The organism is Mesorhizobium sp. M0909, from assembly GCF_040319515.1.
Taxonomy (GTDB): Bacteria; Pseudomonadota; Alphaproteobacteria; order Rhizobiales; family Rhizobiaceae; genus Mesorhizobium.
This window is the reverse complement of the sequence record NZ_JAMYOA010000002.1, coordinates 120,588-146,060: the sequence shown is the minus strand read 5'-3', so window position 1 is coordinate 146,060 and position 25,473 is coordinate 120,588. Positions and strand designations below refer to the sequence as shown.

Sequence of the window (25,473 nt, the reverse complement as noted above, 5' to 3'; positions counted from 1 at the left end):
GGGAGGAAAATGCGATGGAACTCGCTTACGACAGTCATCTGCTTGCCCGAATTCTGCTGAGCGTCGCGACCGTGGGCTACGGTGTGGTGACGATCAAAGCCGACTTCAACGCCACCCACGCCACCAATCCGCTCTGGACTCCCCACGCCCGGTTTCACGTCGTCTGGCAGGTGTTGAGCTACACCGGAGTGGCGCTGATTGCGCTCGGACTTATCTGGATCAAGGGGCAACTCGAAGCCGAGCGGCTCTATCTCGCGGGCGGATTGGCCGCGGCCATGTATGGAGCATTCTTCGCGGCCATGCTCTCGCGGCCGATCTACGGCGGCGTGCTGTATGACGAGAACGGCTATCTGCCGTTCCGGCCGCCGTTTGGACCGGCGGGCTGGCGGTGGGATGTCAACGTCACCGTCTTTACCGCGATGTCCGCGATCCTGCTGCTGGGCGTGGCTGCGATTTAGGGAATCCCAGGAAAAGTGTGAAACGGTTTTCCGTCCGGAATTGCGCAAGAACAAAGAGATAGAGCGGTTCGGCGTTTCCGTGAAACGACGAACTGCTCTAGCAACTGTAGTACTAGGACAGCGCCAGCGCCCCGAGCCGCTCGACCAACCTGTCACGGTCGGCGGTCATCCCCTTGTAGTCGAGCTGTGCCTCGTCCAGCGCCAGAAGTTGTTCGGCAAAGGACGCTGCGAGCGCCGCGCGGTCGCGGTGGCGCTCCAGCACGGCGAGCGGGTCGAGATGAATGCGGATGGTGAAGAGTATGTCGCCCGAGACCGGGAGCTTTCTCAGCGTCTGACGCTCGACGCGGATGAAAGCATGAGCGTCGATGTCGCCGTCCGGGAATCTCGACGGGCGATTGCTGGCGCGGTCGATGCGTTCGATGTTGGAGAGCGGATGGTAGAGTGCGTCGCCCGCCTGGATCGACCAGTTGTAGCGCTCGACGGCTTGGCCCTGGAGGCCATCGAACATGCGGTTGATGAGATCGGCCGGGCGTGTGCCTGGACCGAAACCCGGTACCGGCGCGTGGATCTGCTGCAGCGGCTTGCCGAATTTTTCGATCAGCGACCATGACGACGGGAAGCAGAGCGAGCCGGCCGCCAGACGCCAGCCGCTCTCGTCACGGCATCAGGATCAAATCCTCCTGGACGAGCAACGAGGCCGCGACAAGCGGCGCATCGCTGAAAGAAGCTGAGGTGCCTGAACCCTCGAGATTGTCGGTGCTGCCGATCACCTCGATCGCATTGTCGGCACGCCTGTGGGTCTCAGGAAAGTTCGCCGCCAGATGCACACCGAGCAGATCGAGCACTTCGCGCTGGGCGTCGCGCGTTGCTTGCTCCTCGACAAAAACCTTGTCGGGAATTTCCGTGTAAAGCCGGCGTTTCTCGGCAAGATAGGGCAGCAGATATTCATCGACCTCGATCCAGCTATCGAGATTGAGCGGCTTCAGCCCGATGGTGAACAGTTTCGACGAGCCGTCATAGGGTGTGTGGGTCGGTGGGCGGAAACTCATGCTTCTTTGTAGGCTTCCAGTGCGGCGGCGGCCATTCTCGCCGTGAATTCGGTGATTTCGTAGTCGGCGGCACCTGCCTTGGCGAAGGGATCGTCCGCCAGTCTGGCATCGAGCACTTCGCGTGGACCGCGCGCGATGATGATGCCGCCGGTCCTTGGCCGCTTTGGCCCGGAGGCGACAAAGATACCTTGCGCATAGCAGGCCTTCAGCCACTCGACATGCGCTTGCTGCAGGCGGTCGATCTCGGTCAGCGGCACCTTGTAGTTCAGCGAAACCACGAACATTGTTGTCTCCCGATGCTTCAGCCCAGCCGCGCCGGGATCAATCCGCGCAGCGAGTTGCCGACGAACAGCGCCTTGGCCGATTTCAGTTCGTTCCACGTGTAGACCGCTTCACCGGCGCGGCCTTGATCCAGCAGTTCGCCGCGCAGGACGCCAGCCAGCAGGCCGCAATCGAGCCGCGGCGTGGCCAGCACGCCGTCGCCGAAATCGGCAAAGACGTTGGTGATCGTGCCCTCGCAGATTTCGCCGCGCTCATTGGCGAGCAGCACCTCGTCGGCCCGGCCGGCCAGATATTCGGCGCGGGCGCGCGTATAGGTTTGTCGGCGGCTGGTCTTGTGACGCAGCAGCGTGTCGCTCGAATCAAGCCGCACCCGTGCCAGCTGCAGGGTCCAGACCTTGTCTGCGGCGAGCGGCTCGTAGGGCTGCACCGAAACCGCTGCTTCGCCATTGCGCGACAGGACGAGGCGGGTGCGCAACGCGATGTGCTGGCGGCCGACCGCATTCATCAGCGCTTCGCCGACCCGTTGCGGATCGCAGGCGAAGCCCAGTTCGTTTGCCGAGCCGTAAAGCCGCGCGAGATGGCGGTCGAAACGGAGGAAACCCGAGCCGGGTTCCCAGCGCATTGTTTCGATCAGTTCGAAATCGGCAGTGTTCCCGTCGCGAAACGGGCTTTCAGCAGACACTCCTGGTACTCCTCTTCGGCTGTCGAATCGAAGACGACGCCACCGCCGACATTGTAGACCGCCTCGCCATTGGCAAAGAGCGAGATGGTGCGGATCGCCACCGAAAAGCGCATCCGGCCGCCGGGCGCGATCCAGCCTATGGCGCCGCAGTAGACATCGCGCGGGCCACCTTCCAGCTCGCGCAGGATCTCCATGGCGCGGATCTTCGGTGCGCCGGTAATCGAGCCGCAGGGGAACAGCGCGGCGAAAATCTGGCGGATGGTGAGGCCGGGCAAGAGTTTCGCCCGCACGCGGCTCACCATCTGGTGGACGGTCGGGTAGCTCTCGATGCGGAAAAGCTCCGGCACATCGAGCGTGCCAACCTCGCTGATCAGTGAGATGTCGTTGCGCAGGAGATCGACAATCATCCGGTTCTCGGCCTGGTTCTTCTCGTCGTTGCGCAAGAATGCTTTCAGGCGATCGTCCTCGGCTTTTGTTGCGCCGCGCGGCGCGGTGCCCTTCATCGGATGCGTCTCGATCATGCCTTCCGCGTCCACCTCGAAGAACAGTTCGGGCGAACGCGACAAGACGATCGGATCGCCGAGCGCGACCAGCGCCCCATACTTCACCGGCTGGCGTTCAGTCAGCGCGTTGAAGGCGACCAGTGAATCGCCCGACCATTGTGCGTGGACCGGAAAGGTCAGATTGCCCTGGTAGCAGTCGCCCTTGCGGATATGGTCATGCAGCCTGGCAAAGCGTTTGGCGTAGTCGTCCGAAGACCAGGCTGCCTTGGGGTCGAAGATTGGGCCGTTGCTAGCCGGCAGATCGCCTGGCGCGATCGTCTCTTCGACTGGCGCGTCGAACACGCCGAGGCAGAAAAGCGGGGCGCGGCGGCTGGCCGGCAGCAGCGGAACGAGCTTGGGTTCGAGCAGGTAACCGGCCTCATAGGAGAAATAGCCGGCCAGCCATTTGCCGCCGTCATGTGCTGCCTGCGCGGCTTCCAGGGCCGGCAAAAAGTCCGCCTCGCCATGCGCTGCGATTATCTCGGCCGGCCGGTCGAAAACGAGCTGACGCGCGGTCTCGTCGTTCCGGAAAATTGCAAAGGGCAGGGGCATAAGGCTCGAATGCTGCGGTCACCAGCGATCGATCTATATGGGGGCTCGACCGTGTGCAATCGAGGGAGCGGCGTCTCAAGACGCAAAGGCGCGGGGCAAAAACAAATGCGGCGCCAGTGGGCGCCGCCTTGTTCCAAAATGCCACCTTGCGATGGATCAGGTGTTGCTGGCTTCCCCCGCGGTCGGGAAGCGACGCGCAAATTCCTTCTCGTCACCGGCGGCAAGCAGTTTCGCCTGCTCGATCCAGCGTTCACGTTCGATGCGGCCGTCGAAATTCAGCGTCGCCTCGATCCGCTTGACATCGTCGGGCGTCCAGGCGGCGATCTGGGCATAGGTCGTGACCCCAAGCCCTTTGAGCAGCCGCTCGTTGGTGGGGCCGATGCCGATCAGGCGACGCAGATCGTTGGCTTTGCCTGCCGCGGTGGCTGTTGCCTTGCCGGTCGCGGCTTTCTTTGCAGCTGGTGCGGCCTTGCTTGCAGCCGGCGCAGCCTTGCTTGCCGCCGGCGCGGTCCTGGGCGCGCTCGCTTTCGATGCAGGCGGTTTCGGCGTTGCCGTTTTCGCGGCACTTGCGCGTGGCGCGGTCGCAGCCCTGGCCGTTGCAGATTTCTTCGGCGCCGGTTTGGCTGGTGCGGATGTCGACATCAGCGTTGACGGCGCCTGCATCGCCGCCTTGGTCGCGCCGGTCTTGGCGGCTGGCGCCTTGGCTGTTGCCGCCTTTCCGGTTGGCGCCTGCTCGCCCAGCCGGCGTTCGAGATCGGCGCGGGCGCGGCCGCATGCATCCAACTCGCCGGTCAGACGGTCGCTATCGGCCCGCAATCTGTCACGTTCGCTGCGCGTGCGATCGAGATCGCCGCGCAAACTGTCGAGCTCGCCACGCAGGCGTCCCCAAATGAACCAGCCAACCAACACACCTACCAGGAACGCCAGGAGCATGTAGAAAAAAGTGCCCATTGTCTTTCTCTCTCCAGTCCGATCCGTCCGCCCTGGCCTGTAGAGCCATGACCTCGGCGAAGGACCATTCGATGGTGGTTCCGCAATTTGCAGAACAGCCGGCTTCGATCGAGCTGTCGGCGACCGGTTTGCCCCTGGCCAACAGCCATTGTCGCATCCGCCGACACGCCATGACCGGTCGGGACTTTCCGACCAGACCCATTCGTGCCCGGCTGAGCTTGAGGGCGGACGCTATCATACAGCTTACGGGAATCTAACGGAAAACTTCCATGGAAAGTTATTTAAGAACAAATAACCAAGACAAGAATAGAACCACCGCCAATATGCATTGCAGCTAAACTGTTCTGGAAACCCGGTCACACGGTGTTGCGCATCACCCAGTGTTGCGCATCACTTGTCCAGTGCTTCCAGCTCGTCGATCAGTCCGCTGATCACGCCAAGCCCGATTTGCCAGAAGGCAGGGTCGGCCGCGTCGAGGCCGAACGGCGCCAGAAGCTCGGAATGATGCTTGGTGCCGCCGGCGCGCAGCATGGCAAAATATTTCTCCTGAAAACCGCGCTCGGCGTTCTGGTAGACCGCGTAGAGCGAGTTCACCAGGCAATCGCCGAATGCATAGGCATAGACGTAGAAAGGCGAGTGGATGAAATGCGGAATATAGGTCCAGAAAACCTCGTACCCCTCGCGCAGCTTGATCGCCGGCCCGAGGCTTTCCGCCTGCACTTCCAGCCAGAACTGGCCGAGCTTGTCGGAGGTCAATTCGCCGCTCTTGCGCTCGGCATGCACCTTGCGCTCGAACTCGTAGAAGGCGATCTGGCGCACGACGGTGTTGATCATGTCCTCGACCTTCTGGGCGAGCATGGCCTTGCGTTCGCGCTTGTCGGTGGTCTGCTCGAGCAGCGAGCGGAAGGTCAGCATCTCGCCGAACACCGATGCCGTTTCGGCCAGCGTCAGCGGCGTCGACGCCATCAAGGCGCCCTGGCCGCCGGCCAGCACCTGGTGCACGCCGTGGCCGAGCTCGTGCGCCAGCGTCATCACGTCGCGCGGCTTGCCCATGTAGTTGAGCAGCACATAGGGATGCGCCGAAGGCACGGTCGGATGCGCGAAGGCGCCAGGCGACTTGCCGGGTCTCACCGGTGCATCGATCCAGTTGCGGTCGAAGAAAGTTCTGGCGATCTCCGCCATGTCGGGCGAAAAGCGCTGGTAGGCGGAAAGCACGGTGTTCTTGGCCTCGTCCCAGCCGATGACCGCCTGCGGGGTCTCCGGCAGGGGCGCATTGCGGTCCCAGTGGTTCATCACCTCCATGCCGAGCCAGCGCGCCTTCATCGCATAATAGCGATGCGACAGGCGCGGATAGGCGTCGCGAACCGCGGCGGCGAGTGCATCCACCACGCTGCGTTCGACACGATTGGCGAGATGGCGGGAATCGGCAATATCCTCGAAGCCGCGCCAGCGGTCAGAAATCTCCTTGTCCTTGGCCAGCGTGTTGGTGACCAGCGTAAAGACGCGCAAATTCTTGCGGAAGGTCGTGGCCAGCGCCTCGGACGCCCGGCGGCGCACCTCGCCGTCTGCGTCCTGCAGGCGATTGAGCGCCGGCTCCAGCGTCAGCTCCTCGCCGTCGACGTCGAAGCGCAAATCAGTCATCGTCTCGTCGAACAGGCGGTTCCAGGCGCCGCGCCCGGTGATCGACTTTTCGTGGAAGAGCTGCTCGATGCGGTCTTCGAGCTGATAGGGCTTGTCCTTGCGCAGATCGACCACCCAGGGCCGGTAATGGGCGAAGGCCGGATCGGTGGCGAGGGCGTTTTCGATCGCGCCATCGTCGATGAGGTTCAGCTCGAGCGCGAAAAACAGCAGGTGGGCGCTGGCATCGGTCATCTTTTCCTGGATGTCGCCATAGAGCTTAGCGCGCTGCGGATCCGACGTGTCGCCGGCATAGACAAGCCCGGCATAGGAGACGATGCGGCCGATCAGCTCCTCCAGCGCTTCATAGGCCTGAAGCGCCGCGCCAAGCCTGCCGGCGCTGCCACGCCCGGCCTCGGCGGCGAGCGTGCCTTTCCAACGACTCTCGAAGGCGACGGCATCGGCGGCGGCCTTGGCGATGTCGCGCTTCAACTCGGGCGCTTCCATGCCCGAATAGAGATCGGCCAGATTCCATTCCGGCAGATCGCCAAGCTCCGCCACGCCCTGACCGGGCGCCGCCGCCAGCTTTCGAGCAAAAACCATGCGCATTGCCGATCCTTCCAGACACAAAAATTCGAGGAAACGAGAAGCCGGTCAAATCCTAAGGAATTCATTCACCGGGTTTTTTGAAAGCTTATTTAGAACCCTGTGCCAAGATGATCCATAGGGCGCATTCTCGGGCGGGCACGGTCGGATCAGTCATGGCAGCTTCCATACTCATAGTCGATGACGATCCCGTGCAGCGCAGGCTGCTCGAGGCGGCGGTGACGAAATTCGGCCACACCGCGATCGTCGCCGATGGCGGCGAGGCGGGTCTCGAGTTTGTCGACGGACCCAATGCGCGCGACGTGTCGGTGGTCATCCTCGACCTGATGATGCCCGGGCTCGACGGCATCGGCGTGCTGAAGGCGATGCGCGAGCGCGGCATCCACATCCCCGTCATCGTGCAGACCGCGCAGGGCGGCATCGAAACCGTCGTTTCGGCAATGCGTCACGGCGCCTTCGACTTCGTCGTCAAGCCGGCCTCCCCCGACAGGCTGCAGGCGTCGATCGGCAACGCCCTCAAGGTCGAAGCGCTCGAAGGCGAGGTGAAGCGCTCGTCAAGGCAGCGCGGCGGCCATCTGACGTTCAAGGACATGATCACCCACAGTCCGGCGATGGATCGGGTGATTCGGCTCGGCCGCAAGGCGGCGGCGTCCAACATCCCGATCCTGATCGAAGGTGAATCCGGCGTCGGCAAGGAACTGGTGGCGCGCGCCATCCAGGGCAGCGGCGACCGCCGCTCGAAACCTTTCGTCACCGTCAATTGCGGCGCCATCCCCGACAATCTGGTCGAATCGATTCTGTTCGGGCACGAGAAGGGTTCGTTCACCGGCGCCACCGAAAAACATACCGGCAAGTTCGTCGAAGCGCACACCGGCACGCTGTTCCTTGACGAAATCGGCGACCTGCCGCTCGACGTGCAGGTCAAGCTGTTGCGCGCGGTACAGGACGGCGAGGTCGATCCGGTTGGCGGGCGCTCGACCGTCAGGGTCGACATCAGGCTGATCTCGGCAACCCATCGCAACCTGCTGCAGCAGGTCAAGGACGGCAAGTTCCGCGAGGACCTATTCTATCGGCTGAACGTCTATCCAATCTTCGTGCCGCCATTGCGCGACCGTCGCGACGACATCCCCTATCTGGTGGAGCACTTCATGGAGAAGGTGGCGCCCGCCGATCCGCGCCGCCGCCTGCGAGGCATCTCGGCTGCGGCGCTTGCCATGCTGCAGGCCTATGACTGGCCGGGCAACATAAGGCAGCTCGAAAACGCCGTCTTCCGGGCCTCGGTGCTCGCCGACGGCGACATGCTGACCGAAGAAGAATTCCCGCAGATCCGGGCGCAGGTCGAGGGCACCGTCAATCTCGATTCGGGTATCGCCTTGCCCAATTCAGTGGGGCCAGCTCCAGGGTGGCCAGCTTCCGGGTTGGCTTCGGGGAGCCTGCCGCGTGATAACATATCGGCCGCTGGCGGCATCGCAGCCGCCGACGCCGATGCACCGGCCAAGCCTCGTTTCGGCACGCTGCGGGCGCTCGACGAGCGCGGCAATGTGCGTGCGCTGGCCGACGTCGAACTCGAAATGATCAAGCTCGCCATCGATCACTACAACGGCCAGATGAGCGAAGTCGCCCGCCGCCTCGGCATCGGTCGGTCGACGCTCTACCGCAAGCTCAAGGAATACGGCATCGACCCGGAAACCGGCCGCGTCGAACGGCTCGCTTCCTGAGCCACGGGGCCAAGCCGGTTCGCATCCGGACATCGTTCCACGCACCTGCGCCTCGACATGATGTGTTCGCCACAGTGTTCACGTATTAAGGCGGACGGTAACAGATCGTGTTTCGAGCTGGCGGCAAAACATGATCTAAACCAGCGGTTTACCACGATATCCTGCGCAATATTTTTGGCGGGATATCGCCACCGTGTTACCGCATTTCGGCTTCAATAAGCGATGATTAACCATTAGGATCGATATTCGGATGCATACACCACGCATCCGTTTGGTCAAATCCGGGGACAAAACGGCAGCCTGCAAGGCCTTTTGATTTGAACAGAATCGAACGACACAAAAACGGGCGGCATTATCACATGAGCGTCTGGCCGAGATGGCTGGCAGCGGTGATTGTTGCCGTCGGGTTCCTTGCAGCGGCGGCAACCGGCGCCAGCGCCGAGACACGTTCGCTGAAGCTCTATCATCTCCACACGCATGAAAAGGCGGAGATCGTCTACAAGCGCAACGGCCGCTACGACCAGGCGGGCTTGCGAAAGATCAACATCATCCTGCGCGACTGGCGCCGCAACGAGCCGACCAAGATGGATCCGCGCCTGCTGGACCTGGTCTGGGAGGCGTATCGGGAGAGCGGCGCCACCGATTACATCCAGGTCGTCTGCGGCTATCGTTCGCCGGCCACGAATTCGATGCTGCGCAGCCGCAGCAGGGGCGTCGCCGAGAAGAGCCAGCACATGCTCGGCAGGGCGATGGATTTCTACATTCCCGGTGTCCCATTGAAGAAGCTGCGTGATATCGGCCTCAGGATGCAGGGCGGCGGCGTCGGCTACTATCCCAGCTCCGGCTCGCCCTTCGTGCATATGGATGTCGGCAATGTGCGCCACTGGCCCGGCATCAGCCGCCAGGAACTGGCGCGCGTGTTCCCCAACGGCAAGACGCTGCATGTGCCGAGCGACGGCAAGCCGCTGCCTGGTTATCAACAGGCGCTCGCCTCCTACAAAGCCCGCAAGGGCGCCGGCGCGCCGGCCATTGAACTGGCCAGCGCAAGCGGCGGCAAAAAATCCCACGGGTTCCTGGCAGCCTTGTTCGGCGGTGGCGACGACGAGGCGGACGACAGCGCCGATGTGGCGATGGCCGAGCCGGCACCAAGGGCCCGTAACGTGAGGCCGGCGCCGTCCGCCAAGAGCAGCAACCTGCCTGGTATTGCCATCGTGGCGCCTCAGGATGCTAAGCGCGCCGAGATTCCGGAAGTCGCCGATGCTCCGGCGCCTGAACCGGAGAACGACACGCCGGAGACGATCATCGCGGCATTGCCGGCGCGCAGCATTCCGCTGCCGGATTTTGCTCCGCGTCCGAAGACCGACGTCGGCGCTCAGCCGCCTGAAAACGTTCCGTTCGGCGTGGCGGATGCGGCTGGATCGACTGAACAGGCCGTGGCGACCGCGCAAGCGCCGGCAAGCGTGGCGCCGGCAAGTGTTCCGTTCGGCATGGCAGACCCGGCTGCCGCTGCCGGCCCGGTGCAGGTCGCGGCAAACAACATTCCCGTGCCGAGCTGGCGGCCCGATCATTCGCTGCCGGCCGACCTGTCGCCGGCGGGTCTTGCGCCGCAGGACAAGCAAGTGTTGCTGGCGCTGGCGAGTGCGGCCGAGCGGAGCAACACCGCCACCGACGCATTCTCGGTATTGCCGTCGGCGCGGCCCGATACTTCCCAGCCGGACGAGGTCAAGGCCGTTCTGGAAAGGGTCAGCGCGACCGACGAATACAAGGTCGCGTCGCTTTCCGAGCAAGCATCGGTGTTCGAGGAACCGGCGAACGACGACGGGGCATCGAGCGACGGGGCATCGCCGCGCGAGGCGATCGTTGCCCGTCCGGCCGGCTCCGATCCCGCTGCCGTCATCGGTGCAGGCGTGAAGACCACACGCAAGGAACCCAGGGCAACCGCCCGCGACCTGAAACCTGGCCCCAAGCCGGTGGTGGTCGCCGCCGCGCCGCAGGCCGCCCGTTGGGCGCTGCACAGCGGTGAGTATGTAGCAACCGTTTCAGATGCGACAACGGCGCCGCGCTACGCCTACGACTTCGTCCGTACGGCGCCGAGCGAGGTCTATACGGTAGGCTTCCAGCCGGGCAACGAGATGGCCGACGCCAACCGGTTCACCGGCAAGGCCGTCAAGTTCATGTCGGTGGCACGCTTCAAGACCGAGTAGGCCGCGCTCGGCACCTCGCGGCTGCCTCCACGCCGACACTGGCTTCCTTCATCCCGGGATGCTAACCAGCGGTCAGCATTCTCCCGCTTCGTCTAATGGTAGGACAGCGCCCTTTGAAGGCGTGAATCGTGGTTCGAGTCCATGAGCGGGAACCAGCCGGGGAACCAGATCGGCCAAAAATCGGCGGCGACTTTGATGCAGAAGATGCTAGCGCCCGAGCTTGCTTGCCGCGCGTGCCAAGGCTTCGATCTCGTCCCATTTGCCGGCCTTGACCAGATCGTCCGGCGCCACCCAGGAACCGCCGACGCAGATGACGTTGGGCAGGCTGAGATAGTCGGCGGCGTTCTTGCCGGTGATACCGCCGGTCGGGCAGAATTTCACGTCGGCAAGCGGCGAGGCGAAAGCCTTGAGCGAGGCAATGCCGCCCGACTGTTCGGCCGGGAAGAATTTCAGAAAGCGCAGGCCGGCTTCGCGCGCGGCCATGACCTCTCCCGGCGTGATGGCGCCGGGCAGCAACGGCACATCGCTGTCCTTGGCTGCCGCGAGAAGCTCGCGGGTGATGCCGGGGCTGACGATGAATTTCGAACCGGCGGCCGCCGCCTCGCCGAACTGGCGGGCGTCCAGGATGGTGCCGGCGCCGACGACGGCGTCTTCGACCTCGCCCGCCACCCGGCGGATCGCCTCCAGCGCGTCGGCGGTGCGCAGCGTAATCTCGATCGCCGGCAGGCCGCCGCGGGCGAGCGCCCGGGCCAGCGGCACCGCGTCGGCGGGATTGGCGATCTTCAGCACCGGTATGACCGGCTGGCCGTTGAGGAGCGACAGGAGCTTTTCGGTCGTGCTGGGCATTCGTCGTCTCTCCTATGTTGATCAAGTCGACCGGTTAGCAGAAGGCGGTTTTTCTGTCCACGAAACGCGGCGTGTCGCGATGTCACGCGTGATGTTCGAAACGCACCCGCGGTCAGACCGCTCCCGGCTCTGCCTTGATCCGGCTGCCGTGAGCGTTTAGTGGCTTGGCGATGACACTGCCCAGCCAAGCCTTCCGCGTTGCCGCGCTTTACCGCTTCGCCCGGCTCGACACCTTCGAGGCGCTGCGCGCGCCGCTTGCTGCCTTCTGCTGCGCGCGCGGCATCAAAGGCACGCTGCGGTTGGCGCGTGAGGGCATCAACGGCACGGTCGCCGGCAGTGAAACGGCAATCGCCGCGCTCATCGATCATCTCGAATGCATCGACGGTCTCGCCGGCCTCGAGATCAAATTCAGCAGCGCCGCAACGATGCCGTTCCACCGCATGAAGGTGCGGTTGAAGCGCGAGATCGTCACCATGGGCGTGGACAATATCGATCCGGCAGCTGCAGGAACCTATGTCGCGCCGGCCGACTGGAATGCACTGATCTCGGATACGGGTACCATCGTCATCGACACGCGCAACGCCTACGAGGTGTCGCTCGGCACCTTCAAGGGCGCTGTCGATCCCGCCACCAACAGCTTCCGCGAATTCCCGGCCTGGGTCGAGCAGCATCGGCACGAGCTCGACGGGCGCAAGGTCGCCATGTTCTGCACCGGCGGCATACGCTGCGAGAAGGCGACGGCCTATGTGAAGTCGCTCGGTTTGGAGCATGTGTTCCACCTCAAGGGCGGCATTCTGAAATATCTCGAGGACGTGCCCGCCGAACAGAGCCTCTGGCAAGGCGAATGCTTCGTCTTCGACGAGCGCGTTTCGGTATCGCACGGGCTGGTCGAAGGCGAGGCCGAACTCTGCCGCGCCTGTCGGCATCCGCTAGCCGCAGAAGACCGGCTGTCGCCGAGATATGCTACCGGCGTTTCATGCCCGCATTGCTTCGATGCCCGCTCGGACGAAGATCGCGCCCGTTACGCCGAGCGCCAGCGCCAGGTCGAGCTGGCGCAAGCACGCGGCTACCGCCACATCGGAAGTTAGCTCACGTGAAGCAACTTCACGTCAAGCAACAGAGAAGCGATCGATGACCCACAGCCATGTCCCGTCGTTCTGCCGGCGCGCCACCTCGGTGGTGATCGTGCCGTCGGGAAGCCGGGTCGAGGTGAGCGCCAGGTCGCCATTGATGACAGCCGGACGCTGATCTCCGGATTGAAATTTTCGGCCGGTTGCGGTGATCTCCGCGAACAGCGCCCGGATGGCTTCGCGGCCGAACGTCAGCTGTCCGCCACCGCTGTCGATGACTGCATGCGGCTCAAAAAGCGCGGCCATGCCGTCAATGTCTCCGATCCATTGCCGTGAAATCAGCAGGCGCTCCAGTTCCTGGGGGTCGCGTGCCGGTTCGCGGTCAGTCTCATCGGTCATGCCAGGCTCCTCTCAAGCGACATGCCGCGACATTAGTCGAAGTCGAGGGCGGTTTCGACACGTCCAATGTCCAAAGCGCCGCCTGTTTTTTGAGCACGGAAGGAGGCTGCAGCACTTTGAGTTCCGCGTGAAATCCCAGCAGATGTCGGTGCGAGGTCATGCGTGGCGACGGGCAAAAGGATGCACCCGTCATTGTAATGTCAAACTGCGGGACCTAGGTCTTCGACGTCCAAACCTGCCCGCGCACCTTCGGCCGGGCCAATTCTGGAGGCATAGATGTTCGATCCCAAGAAGCTCCTCGACGATCTGCTCGGCTCGCAAATTCCTGGCACCGGATCGACCGTCCGCGACAAGGCCGGGCAGGCGGTGCAGATGGCCAAGGACAATCCGCTTGCAGCCGGTGCGCTGGCCGCGGTGCTGCTCGGAACCGGCCCAGGCCGTCAGGTCACCGGTGCGGCGGTGAAGCTTGGTGGGTTGGCTGCGATCGGTGGCCTCGCCTACAAGGCCTACCAGAACTACAAGAACGGCAACGCGCCGGCCGAGACGCAAGCTGCAGGCGAACCGGAATTGCTGCCGCCGCCGGCCGATACCGCCTTCCATCCGTCGCAAGCGCCGCAGGGCGAAGACGAATTCACGCTGACGCTGGTCAGGGCGATGATCTCGGCGGCGAAGGCTGACGGTCACGTCGATGACGAAGAGCGGCAGAAGATCGCCGGCAAGCTCAGCCTCGCCGGCGTCGGCGCCGAAGCGGAGAAATTCCTGATGTCGGAACTGGAGGCGCCGCTCGATCTGGATGTGCTGATCGCAGGGGGCAAGACCGATGCGCAAAAGCTGGAACTCTACACCGCCTCGCGTCTTGCCATCGATCCGGACACGCGGGCCGAACGCGGCTATCTCGACCTGCTTGCCGGCCGTCTCGGCCTGCCGGATGCACTGGTCGACCATGTCGAGGCGACGGTGACGGCGGCGAAGGTGCCGGCAGCGGGCAGCACAGCCAAGCCGGTCGCAGGCTCGCGCTGGTAGCTCGAAAGAGGAAGCCTGGGAACTCGGCGCCGTTGGCGTTAGCTTCTCGTTAACCGCGGAAGCGCATGATTTCAGGCAGTCGGATCGGCTTTCCTCCTCCCGTGCCCGGTTCGGATCAGGGGCGGTCGCCAACGGCCGCCCTTTTTGTGAGCACAGGCTTTGGGCCGGCTTGCCATGGTTCCCGCCATTTGCGATGCCTCATTCCTTTCAGGGAGTACAGCCATGACCGACTATAAAACCGCCATCGTCACCGGCGCCGGCACGGGCATCGGCAAGAGCGTCGCCACAGCGCTGCTCAAGGCCGGCTGGAATACGGTCTTCTGCGGTCGTCGCAAGCCGGTGCTGGAGGATGCGATCGCCGCGGCCGGGCCGACGCAGGCCAAGGCATTGGCCTTTGCCTGCGACATCAGCAAGGCCGATCAGGTCGACGATCTGTTCGAGACGGTGGCTGCGGCTTTCGGGCGCGTCGACCTGCTCTTCAACAATGCCGGCACGAGCTACAAATCGACATTGATCGACGACATCCCGGTCGAAGTGTGGAACGACATCGTCGGGGTCAATCTCACCGGCTCGTTCCTGTGTGCTCGCGCCGCGTTCGGCGCCATGCGCAGGCAGCAGCCGATGGGCGGCCGCATCATCAACAACGGCTCGGTATCGGCCTATGCGCCACGGCCGGGCTCGGTGCCCTATACGGCGACCAAGCACGCCATCACCGGGCTGACCAAGACGCTGGCGCTGGACGGCAGGCCCTTCGACATTGCTTGCGGTCAGATCGACATCGGCAACGCGCTGACCGACATGGCGCAAGCGATGACGGTCGGCGTGCCGCAAGCCAACGGCACCATTGCCGCCGAAGCGGTGATGGATGTCGAGCGCGTCGCCGATGCGGTCCTCCATATGGCCAGCCTGCCGCTCGACGCCAACGTGCTGTTCATGACCGTGATGGCGACGAAGATGCCATTTGTCGGGCGAGGCTAAATCAGTCTCAACCCGGTCCTAAATCAGGGCCGGGTGACCGGAAGCGGCACGCCGGGTAAATATAGCGAAATCGGGCGGATTTCGTAGACGGCGGTCGGATTGACGCGGCGAAGGTCGCGCGCAATATCGATAGCGGCGTCACGGTTGGCGCAGTCGACGACATAGAGCCCCAGCAATTGTTCCTTGGTCTCGGCGAAGGGGCCGTCGATAACCATTCCGGTGCCTGGCCCGCGCAAGGTGCAGGCGTCTTGTGTCGCGCCGAGCCGGGCCGCAGGCCCAAGGGTGCCTTGACGGTAGAGCCGATCGTTGATCTGGAGAAGATCGGTCATCAGCGCCGCATCCTGCTCAGGCGTCAGCGCCGTGATCGCTTCTTCCTCGTGATAGGCAAGAATGGCATAGAACATCTGGCGTCTCCTTTCGTCGTCCTCACTTCGCCAGGAACGGCTCGATCCGCTCCAGCGCGCGCAGGATGTTCTCTTCGGAATTCGCGTAGGACAGCCTGACATAGCCTTCGCCGAGAATGCCGAAATCGGGGCCGCCGATCAGCGCCACGCCGGCATCCTCGAGCAGCGCCGAGGCGAGCTTCTTGGCCTTCCAGCCGGTCTTGGAAACATTAGGGAAGGCATAGAAGGCGCCTTTCGGCGTGATGCATGAAACGCCCGGCAAGGCATTCAACCCCTCAACCACGACCTTCCTGCGGCGGTCGAAGGCGCGCATCATCTTGTCGACGTCGTCCTGCGGGCCGTCAATGGCGGCTATGCCGGCATACTGGCTCGGCGCGTTGACGCAGGACCAGCAATTGACCGCCAGCTTGCGCACCTTGTCATAGAGATGCGCGCCCTTGTCGCCGTTCGGCCAGATCGACCAGCCCATGCGCCAGCCGGTCATCGCCCAGGTCTTCGACCAGCCGTTGAGGACGATCAGCCGATTACGGATTTCGGGGAAGGTGAGCAGCGAACAGTGCGTCTCGCCGTCATAGGTCATCACGTCGTAGATCTCGTCGGAGAGGATGGCGACGTCCGGGTGTGCTTCCAGGCCCCTGACCAGCTTCTCGATCTCGGCTCGGGGGGTGACGCCGCCGGTCGGGTTGGCAGGCGAGTTGAGGATCAACAGCCTGGTCTTCGGGGTGATCAGCGCCAGTGTCTCCGCAGCCGAAAAGGCAAAGCCGTTCTCCTCGCGCATCGGCACCGGGATGGGGGCAGCGCCAGTGAACTCGATCATCGAGCGGTAGATCGGAAAGCCGGGATCAGGATAGAGAATTTCGGCGCCCGGCTCGCCGAACATCAGGATCGCCGCGAACATTGTCGGCTTGCCGCCGGGCAGGATCATCACCGCTTCCGGCGAGACTTCGACGCCGGTGGTGGCCAGTGTGCGGCGTACCACCGCTTCGCGCGTCGCCAGCAGGCCGTTGGCCGGCGTATAGCCGTGATGGCCGTCGCGCAGCGCCTTGATCGCCGCCTCGACGATATGCTGCGGCGTCTTGAAGTCGGGCTGGCCGATGCCGAGATTGACGATGTCGCGGCCTTGATGGGCCAATAATGTCGCCCGCGCGAGCACCGCGAATGCATTTTCCTCGCCGAGGCGGTCGAAGGCCGAAATCGTGTGGAGCATTTTTCCCGTCCGTGTGGTTCTTTCAGCGAGCGTGCGTTTTTGTGAGCGTCCGCCCGAAAAAGTCAACGGATCGGAGCTTCGCGTGTCGGAAAATCTCAAGAATTGGCAACCGCGCCCGCGGCCCGAACGCAAGGTGCTGGAGGGCCGCACCGTCAGGCTGGAGCCGCTCAACGCCGAAAAGCACGGCGACGGCCTGTTCGAGGCCTCGTCGGTGGCCGATGCCGGCGATCGCTTCGCCTGGCTGCCCGACTACCCACCGCAGACCCGTGCCGCCTTCCAGCCTTGGCTGGACAAGGCCGAAGCCAGCGAGGACCCGCTGTTCTTCACCGTGATCGACAAGGCCAGCGGAAAAATTGCCGGACGCCAGACGCTGATGCGCATCGACGCCGCCTATGGCGTGATCGAGATCGGCAACATCTATTGGGGTCCGCTGATCTCGCGTAAGCCGGCGGCGACGGAAGCGCAGTTCCTATTCATGAAATACATCTTCGATGAGCTTGGCTATCGCCGCTACGAATGGAAATGCAACAACCGCAACGAGCCGTCGAAGCGCGCGGCGGAACGTTTCGGCTTCAAGTTCGAGGGCATTTTCCGCCAGCATCTTGTGGTCAAGGGCGAAAACCGCGATACCGCGTGGTACTCGATCATCGACAAGGAGTGGCCGGCATTGCGCAGAGCCTATGAGGCATGGCTCGATCCGGCTAATTTCGACAGCGATGGCCAGCAGAAGCGGCGGCTCGAGGATTTTCGCGCTGAGTTCGGCGCCTGACCATGATCCCCGAAAAGTGAACGCCGGTTTTCGGATAAGATCATGGTCAAACATGAAGACAGAGCCTCCGTTCCGAGTCTGCCGGGATGGATCAGGCTCTAGCAGGAGCTCATAGATGGCGCATACCCACGACCATGCTGCGCAGGGCCACGACCACAGCCATGGCGCAGGTCATGTGCACGGCTCGACCGACAAGAAGCGCGTGCTGATCGCTGCTTGCTTGACCGCCGGCTTCATGGTTGCGGAGACGCTGGGCGCCATCTTCACCGGCTCATTGGCGCTGCTGGCGGATGCCGGCCATATGCTTGCCGATTGCGTCGCGCTCGGCCTTGCCTGGTATGCCTTTCATCTTGCAAGCCGGCCGGCCACCGTGCGCCTCACCTATGGCTTCGGCCGGGTCAAGACGCTGGTCGCCTACACCAACGGCATCGCCATCTTCGCCATTGCGCTGTGGATCGTCTACGAGGCTTGGGGCCGCTTGCAAGCGCCGGTTCCGGTGCTCGGCGGGCCGATGCTGGTCGTCGCGATCGCCGGCCTGCTGGTCAATCTCGGCTCGTTCTACGTGCTGCACGGCGGCGACCGCGGCAGCCTGAATATGCGCGGCGCCATCCTGCACGTGCTCGGCGATCTGCTTGGCTCGGCGGCGGCGATGGTCGCGGCGCTGGTGATCCTGGCGACGGGCTGGACACCCATCGATCCGATCCTGTCGATCCTGGTCTCGCTGCTGATCCTGTCCACGGCCTGGTCGCTGATGCGCGAGGCTGCCCACGTCCTGCTCGAAGGCGTGCCTGCAAGCCTCGACCGCGACCTGATCGCGAGGGACATCGAAGGCTCGATCAAGGGCGTGCGCGAGGTGCATCACATGCATGTCTGGTCGCTCGACGGCTCCAGCAACATGGCGACGTTGCATGCCTGCCTCAACGACGGCGTCGACGCGCATATGGCGGTAAGCGCGATCAAGAAGCGGCTTGCGGCGGAACATGGCATAGCCCATGCCACGGTCGAACCGGAATTCGGTCAATGTGCAGACAGACATGAGCATGATGACGAGCACGAGCATGCGCATGACACGGCAGCGCACCGCGGCCATTATCACTGACTTCGGGAGTTCTGGGCATTGGCAACGATCGACATGAACTCTCGCCGCCCTGGCGCCGCGTGATGGACCGCGACACTCGCAATGCGGCGATCGGCGCCGGCTGGGTTTTGCTGCTGTTCGGCATCGCAGCCTATTATCTTCCAACAGTGATGCTGGCGGTCGGCAAGATCTCGACGGTTCTTGCCGGCGTCGTCGCGGCGATCTTCATGGTGGCAATCTTCGTCGTGTTCTGGCTGCGTAGCCGCAGCCAGCGCAAAAAGGGAAAGTGACATGCGCATTCTGATTACCGGCGCGGCAGGCATGGTCGGCCGCAAACTCATCGCCAGGTTGGCCAAGGACGGGGCGCTCGGCGGCCGCAGGATCGCCGCGCTCGATCTTCACGATATCGTGCCGCCGCAAGCGCCGGTGCTCGAAGGTGTCGGCATTACCCTCCACACCGGCGACCTTGCCGCACCGGAAGCGACCACAAATCTGGTCGCGCTGCGCCCCGACGTGATCTTTCATCTCGCCGGCGTGGTGTCGGGCGAGGCGGAGGCCAATTTCGATCTCGGCTACCGCGTCAATCTCGACGGCACAAGGGCGCTGTTCGATGCCATAAGGCTGGCGGAGTTTGCGCCGCGTGTTGTCTTCACCTCGTCGATCGCCGTGTTCGGCGCACCGTTTCCCGACGTCATTCCGGACGAGTTCCACCCGACGCCGCTGACCTCCTACGGCACGCAGAAGCTGATCGGCGAGGCGCTGCTTGCAGACTATACGCGGCGCGGTTTCTTCGACGGCATCGGCATCAGGCTGCCGACCATCTGCGTCAGGCCGGGAAAGCCGAACAAGGCGGCCTCGGGCTTCTTCTCCGGAATCATCCGCGAACCGCTGAGCGGCCATGAAGCGATCCTGCCGGTGCCGCGCTCCGTCGTCCACACACACGCCAGCCCGCGTTCGGCGGTGAATTTCCTGATCCATGCGGCTCAGATCGACGGTGCCGCCGTCGGACCGCGCCGCAACCTGACGATGCCGGGCGTCGCCGTCAGCGTCGGCGAGCAGATCGAAGCGCTGGAGCGTGTCGCCGGCGCCAAGGCGGTGAAACTGATCCGCGAGGAGCCCGACGAGACGATCTGGGCTATCGTCAAGGGCTGGCCGACACGCTTCGAGGCGCAGCGCTCGAGGGACCTTGGCTTTGCCGCCGAGACGAGCTTCGACGAGATCATACGCGTCCATATCGAGGACGAGTTGGGCGGCAATATCCCTAGTTAAAGCGCTCCGATCGGACGCAACGAGGTCAGGCGCCGGTCAGGCTGGCCGAGAGCAGCAGCAGGCCGAACAGGAAGACGAAGGCGGCGCCGCCGATCTCGACGAAGGAATGGATGCGGTTGCCCATGCGGCCGTCGCCGGCGAAATACACCGCCCAGTTCTTGGCGGTCACCGCAAGCGTTGCCAGGGCCGAGACGGTGATTGCGGTGCCGAGGGCCATGGCCAGCACCGACAGGATGCCGCCGAACCATAGCCCGTTCAGCAAGGCGAAGCTCAGCACGATCAGCGCGCCGGAGCAGGGGCGGATGCCGACGGCAGCGACAGCCGACCAGGCCGTGCGCCAATCGAAGCGATCGCCCGAAAGCAGCGCCGGGTCGGGCGCATGCGAGTGGCCGCAGGTCTCGCAGACCTCGCCAGCCGCATGGCTGTGGTGATCGTGCGCAGCATGGGCGTGGCCGTGTGCGCCGTGGTCATGATGGTCATGCGCATGGTCGTGATCGTCATGCGCATGAAGCGCGTGGGAATGTGCCGCATGGGCGTGCGCGGAATGTGAGTGGCTGGCATGTGAATGGCCGGCATGGGCAGCCGAGAGGCTGTAGCCAGGGCTTGCGCCGAACAGGCGAAGGATGGCCGGGCCGGCCTTGCGCCACAGCAGCCAGGCGCCGAACAGGGTGACGAAGACATAGCTCATGATTTCGAGGAACCATGCGGCGTCGGTCATCGAGACAGCGGTGCCGCGCAACACGAAATAGGCGAGCAGCATCACCACGATCGCGGTCAGCGCCTGCAGCAGGGCCGAGACGAAGGACAGCATGATGCCGCGCTTGAGCGCCACCTCATTGGCCACCATGTAGGACGAGATCACCGCCTTGCCGTGACCGGGGCCGGCGGCGTGGAAAATGCCATAGGCAAAGGACAGGCCGATGAGCAGCCACAGCTTGCTGCCATCCTGGCGCATCGCCTTCATCGCGCCGGCAAGCGCATGATAGAATTCCTGCTGGCGCAGATTGATCCACATCAGGATGTGCGCGAACGGGCCGGTGGCGGTTGGAGCCATGCCGTCATTGGTGCCGATGCCCAGCGAACTCTGGGCGTGGGCCGAGCCGAGAAAGTGCGTCATCACCAAGGTGGCGGCCAGAAGACCGAATGCCAAACGCAGGGACGGTTTCGCCACTGGATCTATCCTTCCGGCTGACAGGTCAGTTCAAGCTTGGTGGCAAAGATCTTGCTCATGTCGGTGCCTGTCGGATCGTTGAAGAAGGCCTCGGTCAGGGTCTTCTGGTTCTCGGCGATCGCCTCGTCCGGGTTGGGGCGGACAACCTTGCTGGTGCAGGCCGGCGGCAAGCCATCGACCTGCAGATTGGCATCCTCGGTGAAATCGATCGCGGTGTAGAAGGTCGGATCGTAGACGCCGATATCGATCTTGCCGCTAAGTTTGATCGGCACCTTCGGTTCGGATTCAAACAGGATGATCAGCTGGTCATTATCGAAATTGGCCATCAGATGCGGCGGCGGGGTCATTGCCACGTCCTTGCCGTCGACGGTGACGAGCTGGAAGTAGTTGAATTCGGCAAGCGAGGCATGGACGGTGTCGGCAACATCCTTCAGCTCCTTGTCGTCGAGCTTCAGGTCGGAATTCTTGTCGAACTCCATCATCACCGTGCTCGAAAACAAATCGTCGAACCGCCAGACATGGCGCAATGCCTTCACAGTTTGGTGATCCGGGCCCAGGACCACTTCGAGGCGGGCTTCGGCGAAGACGTGGGGATGCACCTCAGCCGGTCCGACGGCGGCAAACGTCGCGGTCAAGGCCGAAGCCAGCATGGTGGCTTGCTGTTTCAGGTGCATTCTCGGTCGCGATTCAATCGGCTTCGGTGAATTGCCGACAGTTACCAGAAAGGGGGCGAAAATGGGACCGCAAGGCGGCTGAAAGCTCATGCGTTGTCCAGCGCCTTGAACCACTGCACCAGGAAGTCGACGAAAACGCGAACTTTCGCAGGCAGATAGCGCCGGTGCGGATAGACGGCGAAAATGCCGCCGCCAGGCAGGATGCGGTCATCCAGCGCAGTCACCAGCTTGCCGTTTTCGATGTCGGGCGCGGCGATGAAATCCGGCAGGATGGAAAACCCCAAGCCCGCCACGGCCGCCGCCCTTGCCGTCATCGGGCTGTTGACCTCCATCGGGCCGGAGACCGAAACGCTCACCGTATCGCCGCTGTCGCCCTTGAAAGGCCAGTTGGTCAGCCAGCGGCCATTGGTGTCGATAATGCAGGGCACACGGGCCAGATCCTGCGGCCTGACCGGCATGCCGTGCTTGGCGATCAGCTCGGGAGACGCGCAAAGCCGCACCGAAAACGGCGCCAGGCGCCTGGCGATCAACGAGGAATTTTCCAGCCGCGAAATGCGCACCGCCAGATCGAAGCCCTCCTCGACCAGATCGACGAAACGGTCGTCGAGTTGAACGTCGAGTACGATATCGGGATGCTGCTTGGCGAAGTCGATCAGCGACTGGCCGATCGGCGCGTCGGCGAAAGTGCGCGGCGCCGACAGCTTGATCCTGCCGCGCACGTCGCCGGAGGATTCGCGCACCGCATCGGCAAGGCTGTCGACCTCGCGCACGATCTCCGAGGCGCGCCGGTAATAGGTGTGGCCCGCCTCGGTCAGCGAGAATTGCCTGGTGGTCCGATTGAGCAGCAGCGCGCCGAGTTCGTCCTCCAGTTCGCGCACATATTTTGACAGCAGCGCCTTCGAGCGGCCGATCTTGCGCGCCGCCGCCGAAAAGCCTTCGGCCTCGACCACGTCGATGAAGGCGCGCATGCGGGTCAGCGTATCCATGTCATGCGCCTCCCTGGTAAGCTGAAAGGATGCGGGCGGCCAGCGCAATCAACTGCCGGTCGCTGTTCTTCGGACCGAGCAGCGAAAGCCCGAACGGCGCCCCGTCGACCTTGCCGAGCGGCAGCGTGATCTGCGGAAAGCCGGACAGGCCGGAAAGACACAGCAATCTCAGCGCGCGCTCGCGATAGGCCTGCAAATCGTCGAATGACGCGGCCTTGAGAGGCGCGGCACCCGGAGCGGTCGGCAGCACAAGAACGCCGTCATCGCCAAGCAGGCCGGCAACCTCGAGGCGAAACGAAACGCGACGTTCCGTTTCACGCTGTGCGGTTGCCGCGTCGATGGTCGCGCCGTGCTCGAAACGCTCCTTGACCCCGGGTCCGAGCATGCGGTCGCCGCCGGCGATCCAGGCGCCGTGACTTTGCCAGGCTTCATAGCCTTGCAGTTTGCGGAAGCACCAATAGAGATCGTCGGTGGAATGCGACAGCGGGCCGACGGTGCGCGGAGCGCCCAGCACGGACGCGACACTGCGGATCATCGAGCGATATTCCGCGGCCTCCAGCGTGCCGAGCACGAGGCCGTCCAGTGCATCGAGAGCGATGGGGCGCCTCAGTTCGTGGCGATGCGGATCGTCGCCGAGCAGCAGCGTGCCGACCTTTTCGTAGATGACGATGTCGCTTGCGAACCAGCCGAACGTGTCCAGCGAAGGCGCCAGCGGCATGGCGCCGTCGAGCGAGATGCGGCCATGCGTCGTCCTCAGGCCGATCAGGCCGCAGAAGCTTGCCGGCGCACGGATCGAGCCGCCGGTGTCCGATCCGGTGGCGATGTCGGCCAGCCTGCCGGCGACTGCCGCGGCAGAACCGGAGGACGAGCCGCCGGTGACGCGGTCGGGTGCTGCCGGGTTGACCGGCGACGGGAAATGCGCGTTCAACCCCAGCAGGGAAAATGCGAGTTCGTCGGTCTGCGTCTTGCCGACGAAACGCGCACCCGAATCAAGCAGCGCCTGGACGGCCGGCGCGGTCGCCATCGCCGGTGAAGCGTCCCGGTATTTCTGCGGATTGCCGCAGCCGGTGCGGTAGCCGGCGACATCGAAGATGTCCTTGACGGCCAGCCGCAAGCCGGCAAGCGGGCCGGATTGCGCATTGGCTACAGGGATTGGATCAAGGTCGAGAAAAGCGTTCAGCGGGCCGCGAGTGCCTGTCATGCGTTCGATATCCGGATGTGCTTGCCGCAGCATTTTTCTTCTGGTTGCCGCAGCATTGTTCGATGCCACAAATTTTACAACCTGCCATACGATTTTTATTGATTGTGAAATCTTTCGATCTTATATCGCGCTTGCCCAAAGTCGCACGTGCCTGTGGGTGTCCGCCGATCCTCGAATGGTGAGGGCAATCGGTAAGGTAACTGGAGCCAACCCCTCCAGTCGGTTTAGCGGCCAACCGCCAACCGAGGACACCTTGAAGCAACGACGGTGCGGGCCTTTCTGGTGTTCTGCCGGTCGTCCAAAGACCGGGGTTACTGAAGAGGCACACCTTCATTGCCGGCAGTGCGGACGGGTCTCCCATCCAAGCCAAGGCAGACAAAGCGAACCGAGGCCGGGCAAGGCCAAGGTTCACCGCCGCGAGACGGCGCTTCATGGTTCCGGGGTCTCCACCGGCTGGTTCCATGGAATTGACGTCCCGCCTTTGTCCACCGCGTGTTCGCGGGGCCGAGAGCCCGCGTCCGCAAGCCTTTGTGCGCGCCGAAAGGCGCTGATGGAGAGACCTGATGGCTACCCAGCGCATCCTTGACTTTCTCGCCACCCGACGTCCGAACGGCCCGTGCCTCGTCGTCGACCTCGATGTCGTGCGCGACAATTTCCGCGCCTTTGAGAAGGCGCTTCCCGATTCCAAGGTCTACTATGCGGTGAAAGCAAATCCGGCGCCGGAAATCCTGCGCCTGCTTGCTGCGATGGGCTCGTCCTTCGACACCGCTTCCGTTGCCGAAGTCGAGATGGCGATGGACGCCGGTGCGCCGGCGGACCGCATCTCCTTCGGCAACACCATCAAGAAGGAGCGCGACATCCAGCGCGCCTACCAGCTCGGCATCCGGCTGTTTGCGGTGGACTGCGTCGAGGAAGTCGAGAAGATCGCACGCGCTGCTCCCGGCGCCCGTGTGTTCTGCCGCGTCCTGACCGACGGTGAGGGCGCCGAATGGCCGCTGTCGCGCAAGTTCGGCTGTGTGCCGGCGATGGCGGTCGACGTGCTGCGCCATGCCAAGGCGCTCGGCCTCGACGCCCATGGCGTGTCGTTCCATGTCGGCTCGCAGCAGACCGACCTGACCGCCTGGGACCGCGCGCTCGCCGACGCCAAGAAGGTATTCGCGACGCTGGCCGACGAAGGCATCGTGCTGAAGATGGTCAATATGGGCGGCGGCTTCCCGACCCGCTATCTCAGGGATGTGCCGGTGGCGCAGGCCTATGGCCAGGCGATCTTCTCGGCGCTCAGGAAGCATTTCGGCAACGCCATCCCCGAGACGATCATCGAGCCGGGCCGCGGTATGGTCGGCAATGCCGGAGTGATCAAATCGGAGGTCGTGCTGATCTCGAAGAAGGCCGACAACGACAATGTGCGCTGGGTGTTCCTCGACATCGGCAAGTTCGGCGGTCTCGCCGAGACGATGGACGAGGCGATCCGCTATCCGATCGTCACCGCGCATGACGGCAGCGAGACCGCGCCTTGCGTGCTCGCCGGCCCGACCTGCGATTCGGCCGACGTGATGTATGAAAAGACGCCGTATCCGCTGCCCTTGTCGCTGACCATCGGCGACGAGGTGCTGATCGAGGGCACCGGCGCTTACACCACGACCTACGCCTCGGTCGCCTTCAACGGCTTCGAGCCTCTCCGATCCTACGTGATCTGAAGGCTTCGGCCCTCAGATCACCCCGAGGTGGGCGCCTGTC

General features: G+C 63.7%; 24 protein-coding genes, 1 tRNA gene and 1 pseudogene. 12 read left to right on the top strand and 14 right to left on the bottom strand.

The features are described 5' to 3' along the window. The first annotated feature begins 14 nt into the window (after window positions 1–14). A complete protein-coding gene (locus tag NKH83_RS03275; protein ID WP_352802101.1) occupies window positions 15–458 on the top strand; it encodes a DUF6640 family protein in 444 nt (147 codons plus the stop codon). Window positions 459–570: 112 nt separating this feature from the next. Here the strand turns inward: NKH83_RS03275 and NKH83_RS03270 are convergent. The 6 genes and pseudogenes from NKH83_RS03270 to NKH83_RS03245 all read right to left on the bottom strand — a co-directional run bounded on the left by NKH83_RS03270 (window position 571) and on the right by NKH83_RS03245 (window position 6,742). Further along, window positions 571–1,507: pseudogene (locus NKH83_RS03270) on the bottom strand (heme-dependent oxidative N-demethylase family protein). After that, window positions 1,504–1,791, bottom strand: coding sequence for a YciI family protein (locus NKH83_RS03265; RefSeq protein WP_352448216.1), 288 nt, complete (start codon window positions 1,789–1,791; stop codon window positions 1,504–1,506). The pseudogene NKH83_RS03270 and the gene NKH83_RS03265 overlap by 4 nt, the downstream one beginning before the upstream one ends. 17 nt (window positions 1,792–1,808) lie before the next feature. Then, a complete protein-coding gene (locus NKH83_RS03260; RefSeq protein ID WP_352802099.1) occupies window positions 1,809–2,471 on the bottom strand; it encodes an aminotransferase class IV family protein in 663 nt (220 codons plus the stop codon). After that, entirely contained in the window at window positions 2,420–3,565 is a 1,146-nt protein-coding gene (locus NKH83_RS03255) for an aminodeoxychorismate synthase component I (protein WP_352647591.1), read from the bottom strand. The genes NKH83_RS03260 and NKH83_RS03255 overlap by 52 nt, the downstream gene beginning before the upstream one ends. Window positions 3,566–3,721: 156 nt before the next feature. Continuing rightward, window positions 3,722–4,516 (bottom strand): helix-hairpin-helix domain-containing protein, encoded by a 795-nt coding sequence (locus tag NKH83_RS03250; RefSeq protein WP_352802097.1) that lies wholly within the window; start codon window positions 4,514–4,516, stop codon window positions 3,722–3,724. Between the two features lie 390 nt (window positions 4,517–4,906). Beyond that, entirely contained in the window at window positions 4,907–6,742 is a 1,836-nt protein-coding gene (locus NKH83_RS03245) for a M3 family oligoendopeptidase (protein WP_352802095.1), read from the bottom strand. A gap of 152 nt (window positions 6,743–6,894) precedes the next feature. Between NKH83_RS03245 and NKH83_RS03240 the strand changes: the two genes are divergently transcribed. The 3 genes from NKH83_RS03240 (at window position 6,895) to NKH83_RS03230 (ending at window position 10,816) form a co-directional block, all read left to right on the top strand. Then, window positions 6,895–8,457 carry a sigma-54-dependent transcriptional regulator gene (locus tag NKH83_RS03240; RefSeq protein ID WP_352802093.1) on the top strand — a complete coding sequence of 521 codons (1,563 nt, stop codon included), beginning with the start codon at window positions 6,895–6,897 and terminating at the stop codon, window positions 8,455–8,457. Between the two features lie 359 nt (window positions 8,458–8,816). Next, the gene (gene mepK / locus NKH83_RS03235; RefSeq protein ID WP_352802091.1) at window positions 8,817–10,661 is read left to right on the top strand and encodes a peptidoglycan L,D-endopeptidase MepK; all 1,845 of its coding nucleotides are present in this window, start codon (window positions 8,817–8,819) and stop codon (window positions 10,659–10,661) included. Between the two features lie 81 nt (window positions 10,662–10,742). Beyond that, window positions 10,743–10,816, top strand: a tRNA-Gln gene (locus NKH83_RS03230). A gap of 52 nt (window positions 10,817–10,868) precedes the next feature. Here the strand turns inward: NKH83_RS03230 and NKH83_RS03225 are convergent. After that, the gene (locus NKH83_RS03225; protein WP_352469543.1) at window positions 10,869–11,507 is read right to left on the bottom strand and encodes a 2-dehydro-3-deoxy-phosphogluconate aldolase; all 639 of its coding nucleotides are present in this window, start codon (window positions 11,505–11,507) and stop codon (window positions 10,869–10,871) included. A 170-nt stretch (window positions 11,508–11,677) separates the two neighbouring features. Between NKH83_RS03225 and trhO the strand changes: the two genes are divergently transcribed. Further along, a complete protein-coding gene (gene trhO / locus NKH83_RS03220) occupies window positions 11,678–12,595 on the top strand; it encodes an oxygen-dependent tRNA uridine(34) hydroxylase TrhO (protein WP_502895524.1) in 918 nt (305 codons plus the stop codon). Between the two features lie 21 nt (window positions 12,596–12,616). Here the strand turns inward: trhO and NKH83_RS03215 are convergent, their stop codons facing one another. Further along, window positions 12,617–12,976 (bottom strand): YybH family protein, encoded by a 360-nt coding sequence (locus NKH83_RS03215; protein ID WP_352478251.1) that lies wholly within the window; start codon window positions 12,974–12,976, stop codon window positions 12,617–12,619. Between the two features lie 276 nt (window positions 12,977–13,252). Here NKH83_RS03215 and NKH83_RS03210 point away from each other — a divergent pair, with 276 nt between their 5' ends. Together NKH83_RS03210 and NKH83_RS03205 are read left to right on the top strand one after the other, a co-directional pair. Next, complete coding sequence (locus tag NKH83_RS03210; protein ID WP_352478252.1) at window positions 13,253–13,999, top strand: tellurite resistance TerB family protein; 747 nt, start codon at window positions 13,253–13,255, stop codon at window positions 13,997–13,999. Window positions 14,000–14,221: 222 nt separating this feature from the next. Next, a complete protein-coding gene (locus tag NKH83_RS03205; RefSeq protein WP_352478254.1) occupies window positions 14,222–14,977 on the top strand; it encodes an SDR family oxidoreductase in 756 nt (251 codons plus the stop codon). A gap of 23 nt (window positions 14,978–15,000) precedes the next feature. On the opposite strand, the gene NKH83_RS03200 is transcribed toward NKH83_RS03205, so the two are convergent. Together NKH83_RS03200 and NKH83_RS03195 are read right to left on the bottom strand one after the other, a co-directional pair. Beyond that, window positions 15,001–15,381, bottom strand: coding sequence for a YciI family protein (locus NKH83_RS03200; protein WP_254816974.1), 381 nt, complete (start codon window positions 15,379–15,381; stop codon window positions 15,001–15,003). A 22-nt stretch (window positions 15,382–15,403) separates the two neighbouring features. Continuing rightward, window positions 15,404–16,588 carry a pyridoxal phosphate-dependent aminotransferase gene (locus NKH83_RS03195; protein WP_352802086.1) on the bottom strand — a complete coding sequence of 395 codons (1,185 nt, stop codon included), beginning with the start codon at window positions 16,586–16,588 and terminating at the stop codon, window positions 15,404–15,406. A gap of 82 nt (window positions 16,589–16,670) precedes the next feature. Here NKH83_RS03195 and NKH83_RS03190 point away from each other — a divergent pair, with 82 nt between their 5' ends. From NKH83_RS03190 to denD, 4 genes are all read left to right on the top strand, one after another. Continuing rightward, on the top strand, window positions 16,671–17,357 hold the full coding sequence (locus NKH83_RS03190) for a GNAT family N-acetyltransferase (RefSeq protein WP_352478258.1): 687 nt from the start codon (window positions 16,671–16,673) through the stop codon (window positions 17,355–17,357). A 115-nt stretch (window positions 17,358–17,472) separates the two neighbouring features. Continuing rightward, window positions 17,473–18,456, top strand: coding sequence for a cation diffusion facilitator family transporter (locus NKH83_RS03185; protein ID WP_352802083.1), 984 nt, complete (start codon window positions 17,473–17,475; stop codon window positions 18,454–18,456). 62 nt (window positions 18,457–18,518) lie between these two features. Beyond that, window positions 18,519–18,725, top strand: a complete 207-nt coding sequence (locus NKH83_RS03180; RefSeq protein WP_352478261.1) for a hypothetical protein — start codon at window positions 18,519–18,521, stop codon at window positions 18,723–18,725. A 1-nt stretch (window position 18,726) separates the two neighbouring features. Beyond that, on the top strand, window positions 18,727–19,704 hold the full coding sequence (denD, locus tag NKH83_RS03175) for a D-erythronate dehydrogenase (RefSeq protein WP_352478262.1): 978 nt from the start codon (window positions 18,727–18,729) through the stop codon (window positions 19,702–19,704). Between the two features lie 25 nt (window positions 19,705–19,729). Here the strand turns inward: denD and NKH83_RS03170 are convergent, their stop codons facing one another. From NKH83_RS03170 to NKH83_RS03155, 4 genes are all read right to left on the bottom strand, one after another. After that, a complete protein-coding gene (locus NKH83_RS03170; RefSeq protein WP_352478427.1) occupies window positions 19,730–20,884 on the bottom strand; it encodes a nickel/cobalt transporter in 1,155 nt (384 codons plus the stop codon). Further along, window positions 20,881–21,549, bottom strand: a complete 669-nt coding sequence (locus tag NKH83_RS03165) for a DUF1007 family protein (RefSeq protein ID WP_352478263.1) — start codon at window positions 21,547–21,549, stop codon at window positions 20,881–20,883. The genes NKH83_RS03170 and NKH83_RS03165 overlap by 4 nt, the downstream gene beginning before the upstream one ends. 86 nt (window positions 21,550–21,635) lie before the next feature. Then, window positions 21,636–22,535 (bottom strand): LysR family transcriptional regulator, encoded by a 900-nt coding sequence (locus NKH83_RS03160; protein ID WP_352478264.1) that lies wholly within the window; start codon window positions 22,533–22,535, stop codon window positions 21,636–21,638. A gap of 1 nt (window position 22,536) precedes the next feature. Then, window positions 22,537–23,736: an amidase gene (locus tag NKH83_RS03155; RefSeq protein WP_352478265.1), complete on the bottom strand. Its 1,200-nt coding sequence runs from the start codon at window positions 23,734–23,736 to the stop codon at window positions 22,537–22,539. A gap of 563 nt (window positions 23,737–24,299) precedes the next feature. On the opposite strand from NKH83_RS03155, the gene odc2 reads away from it, so the two are divergent. Beyond that, the gene (odc2, locus tag NKH83_RS03150; protein WP_352478266.1) at window positions 24,300–25,433 is read left to right on the top strand and encodes an ornithine/lysine decarboxylase; all 1,134 of its coding nucleotides are present in this window, start codon (window positions 24,300–24,302) and stop codon (window positions 25,431–25,433) included. The last annotated feature ends 40 nt before the right edge of the window (window positions 25,434–25,473 follow it).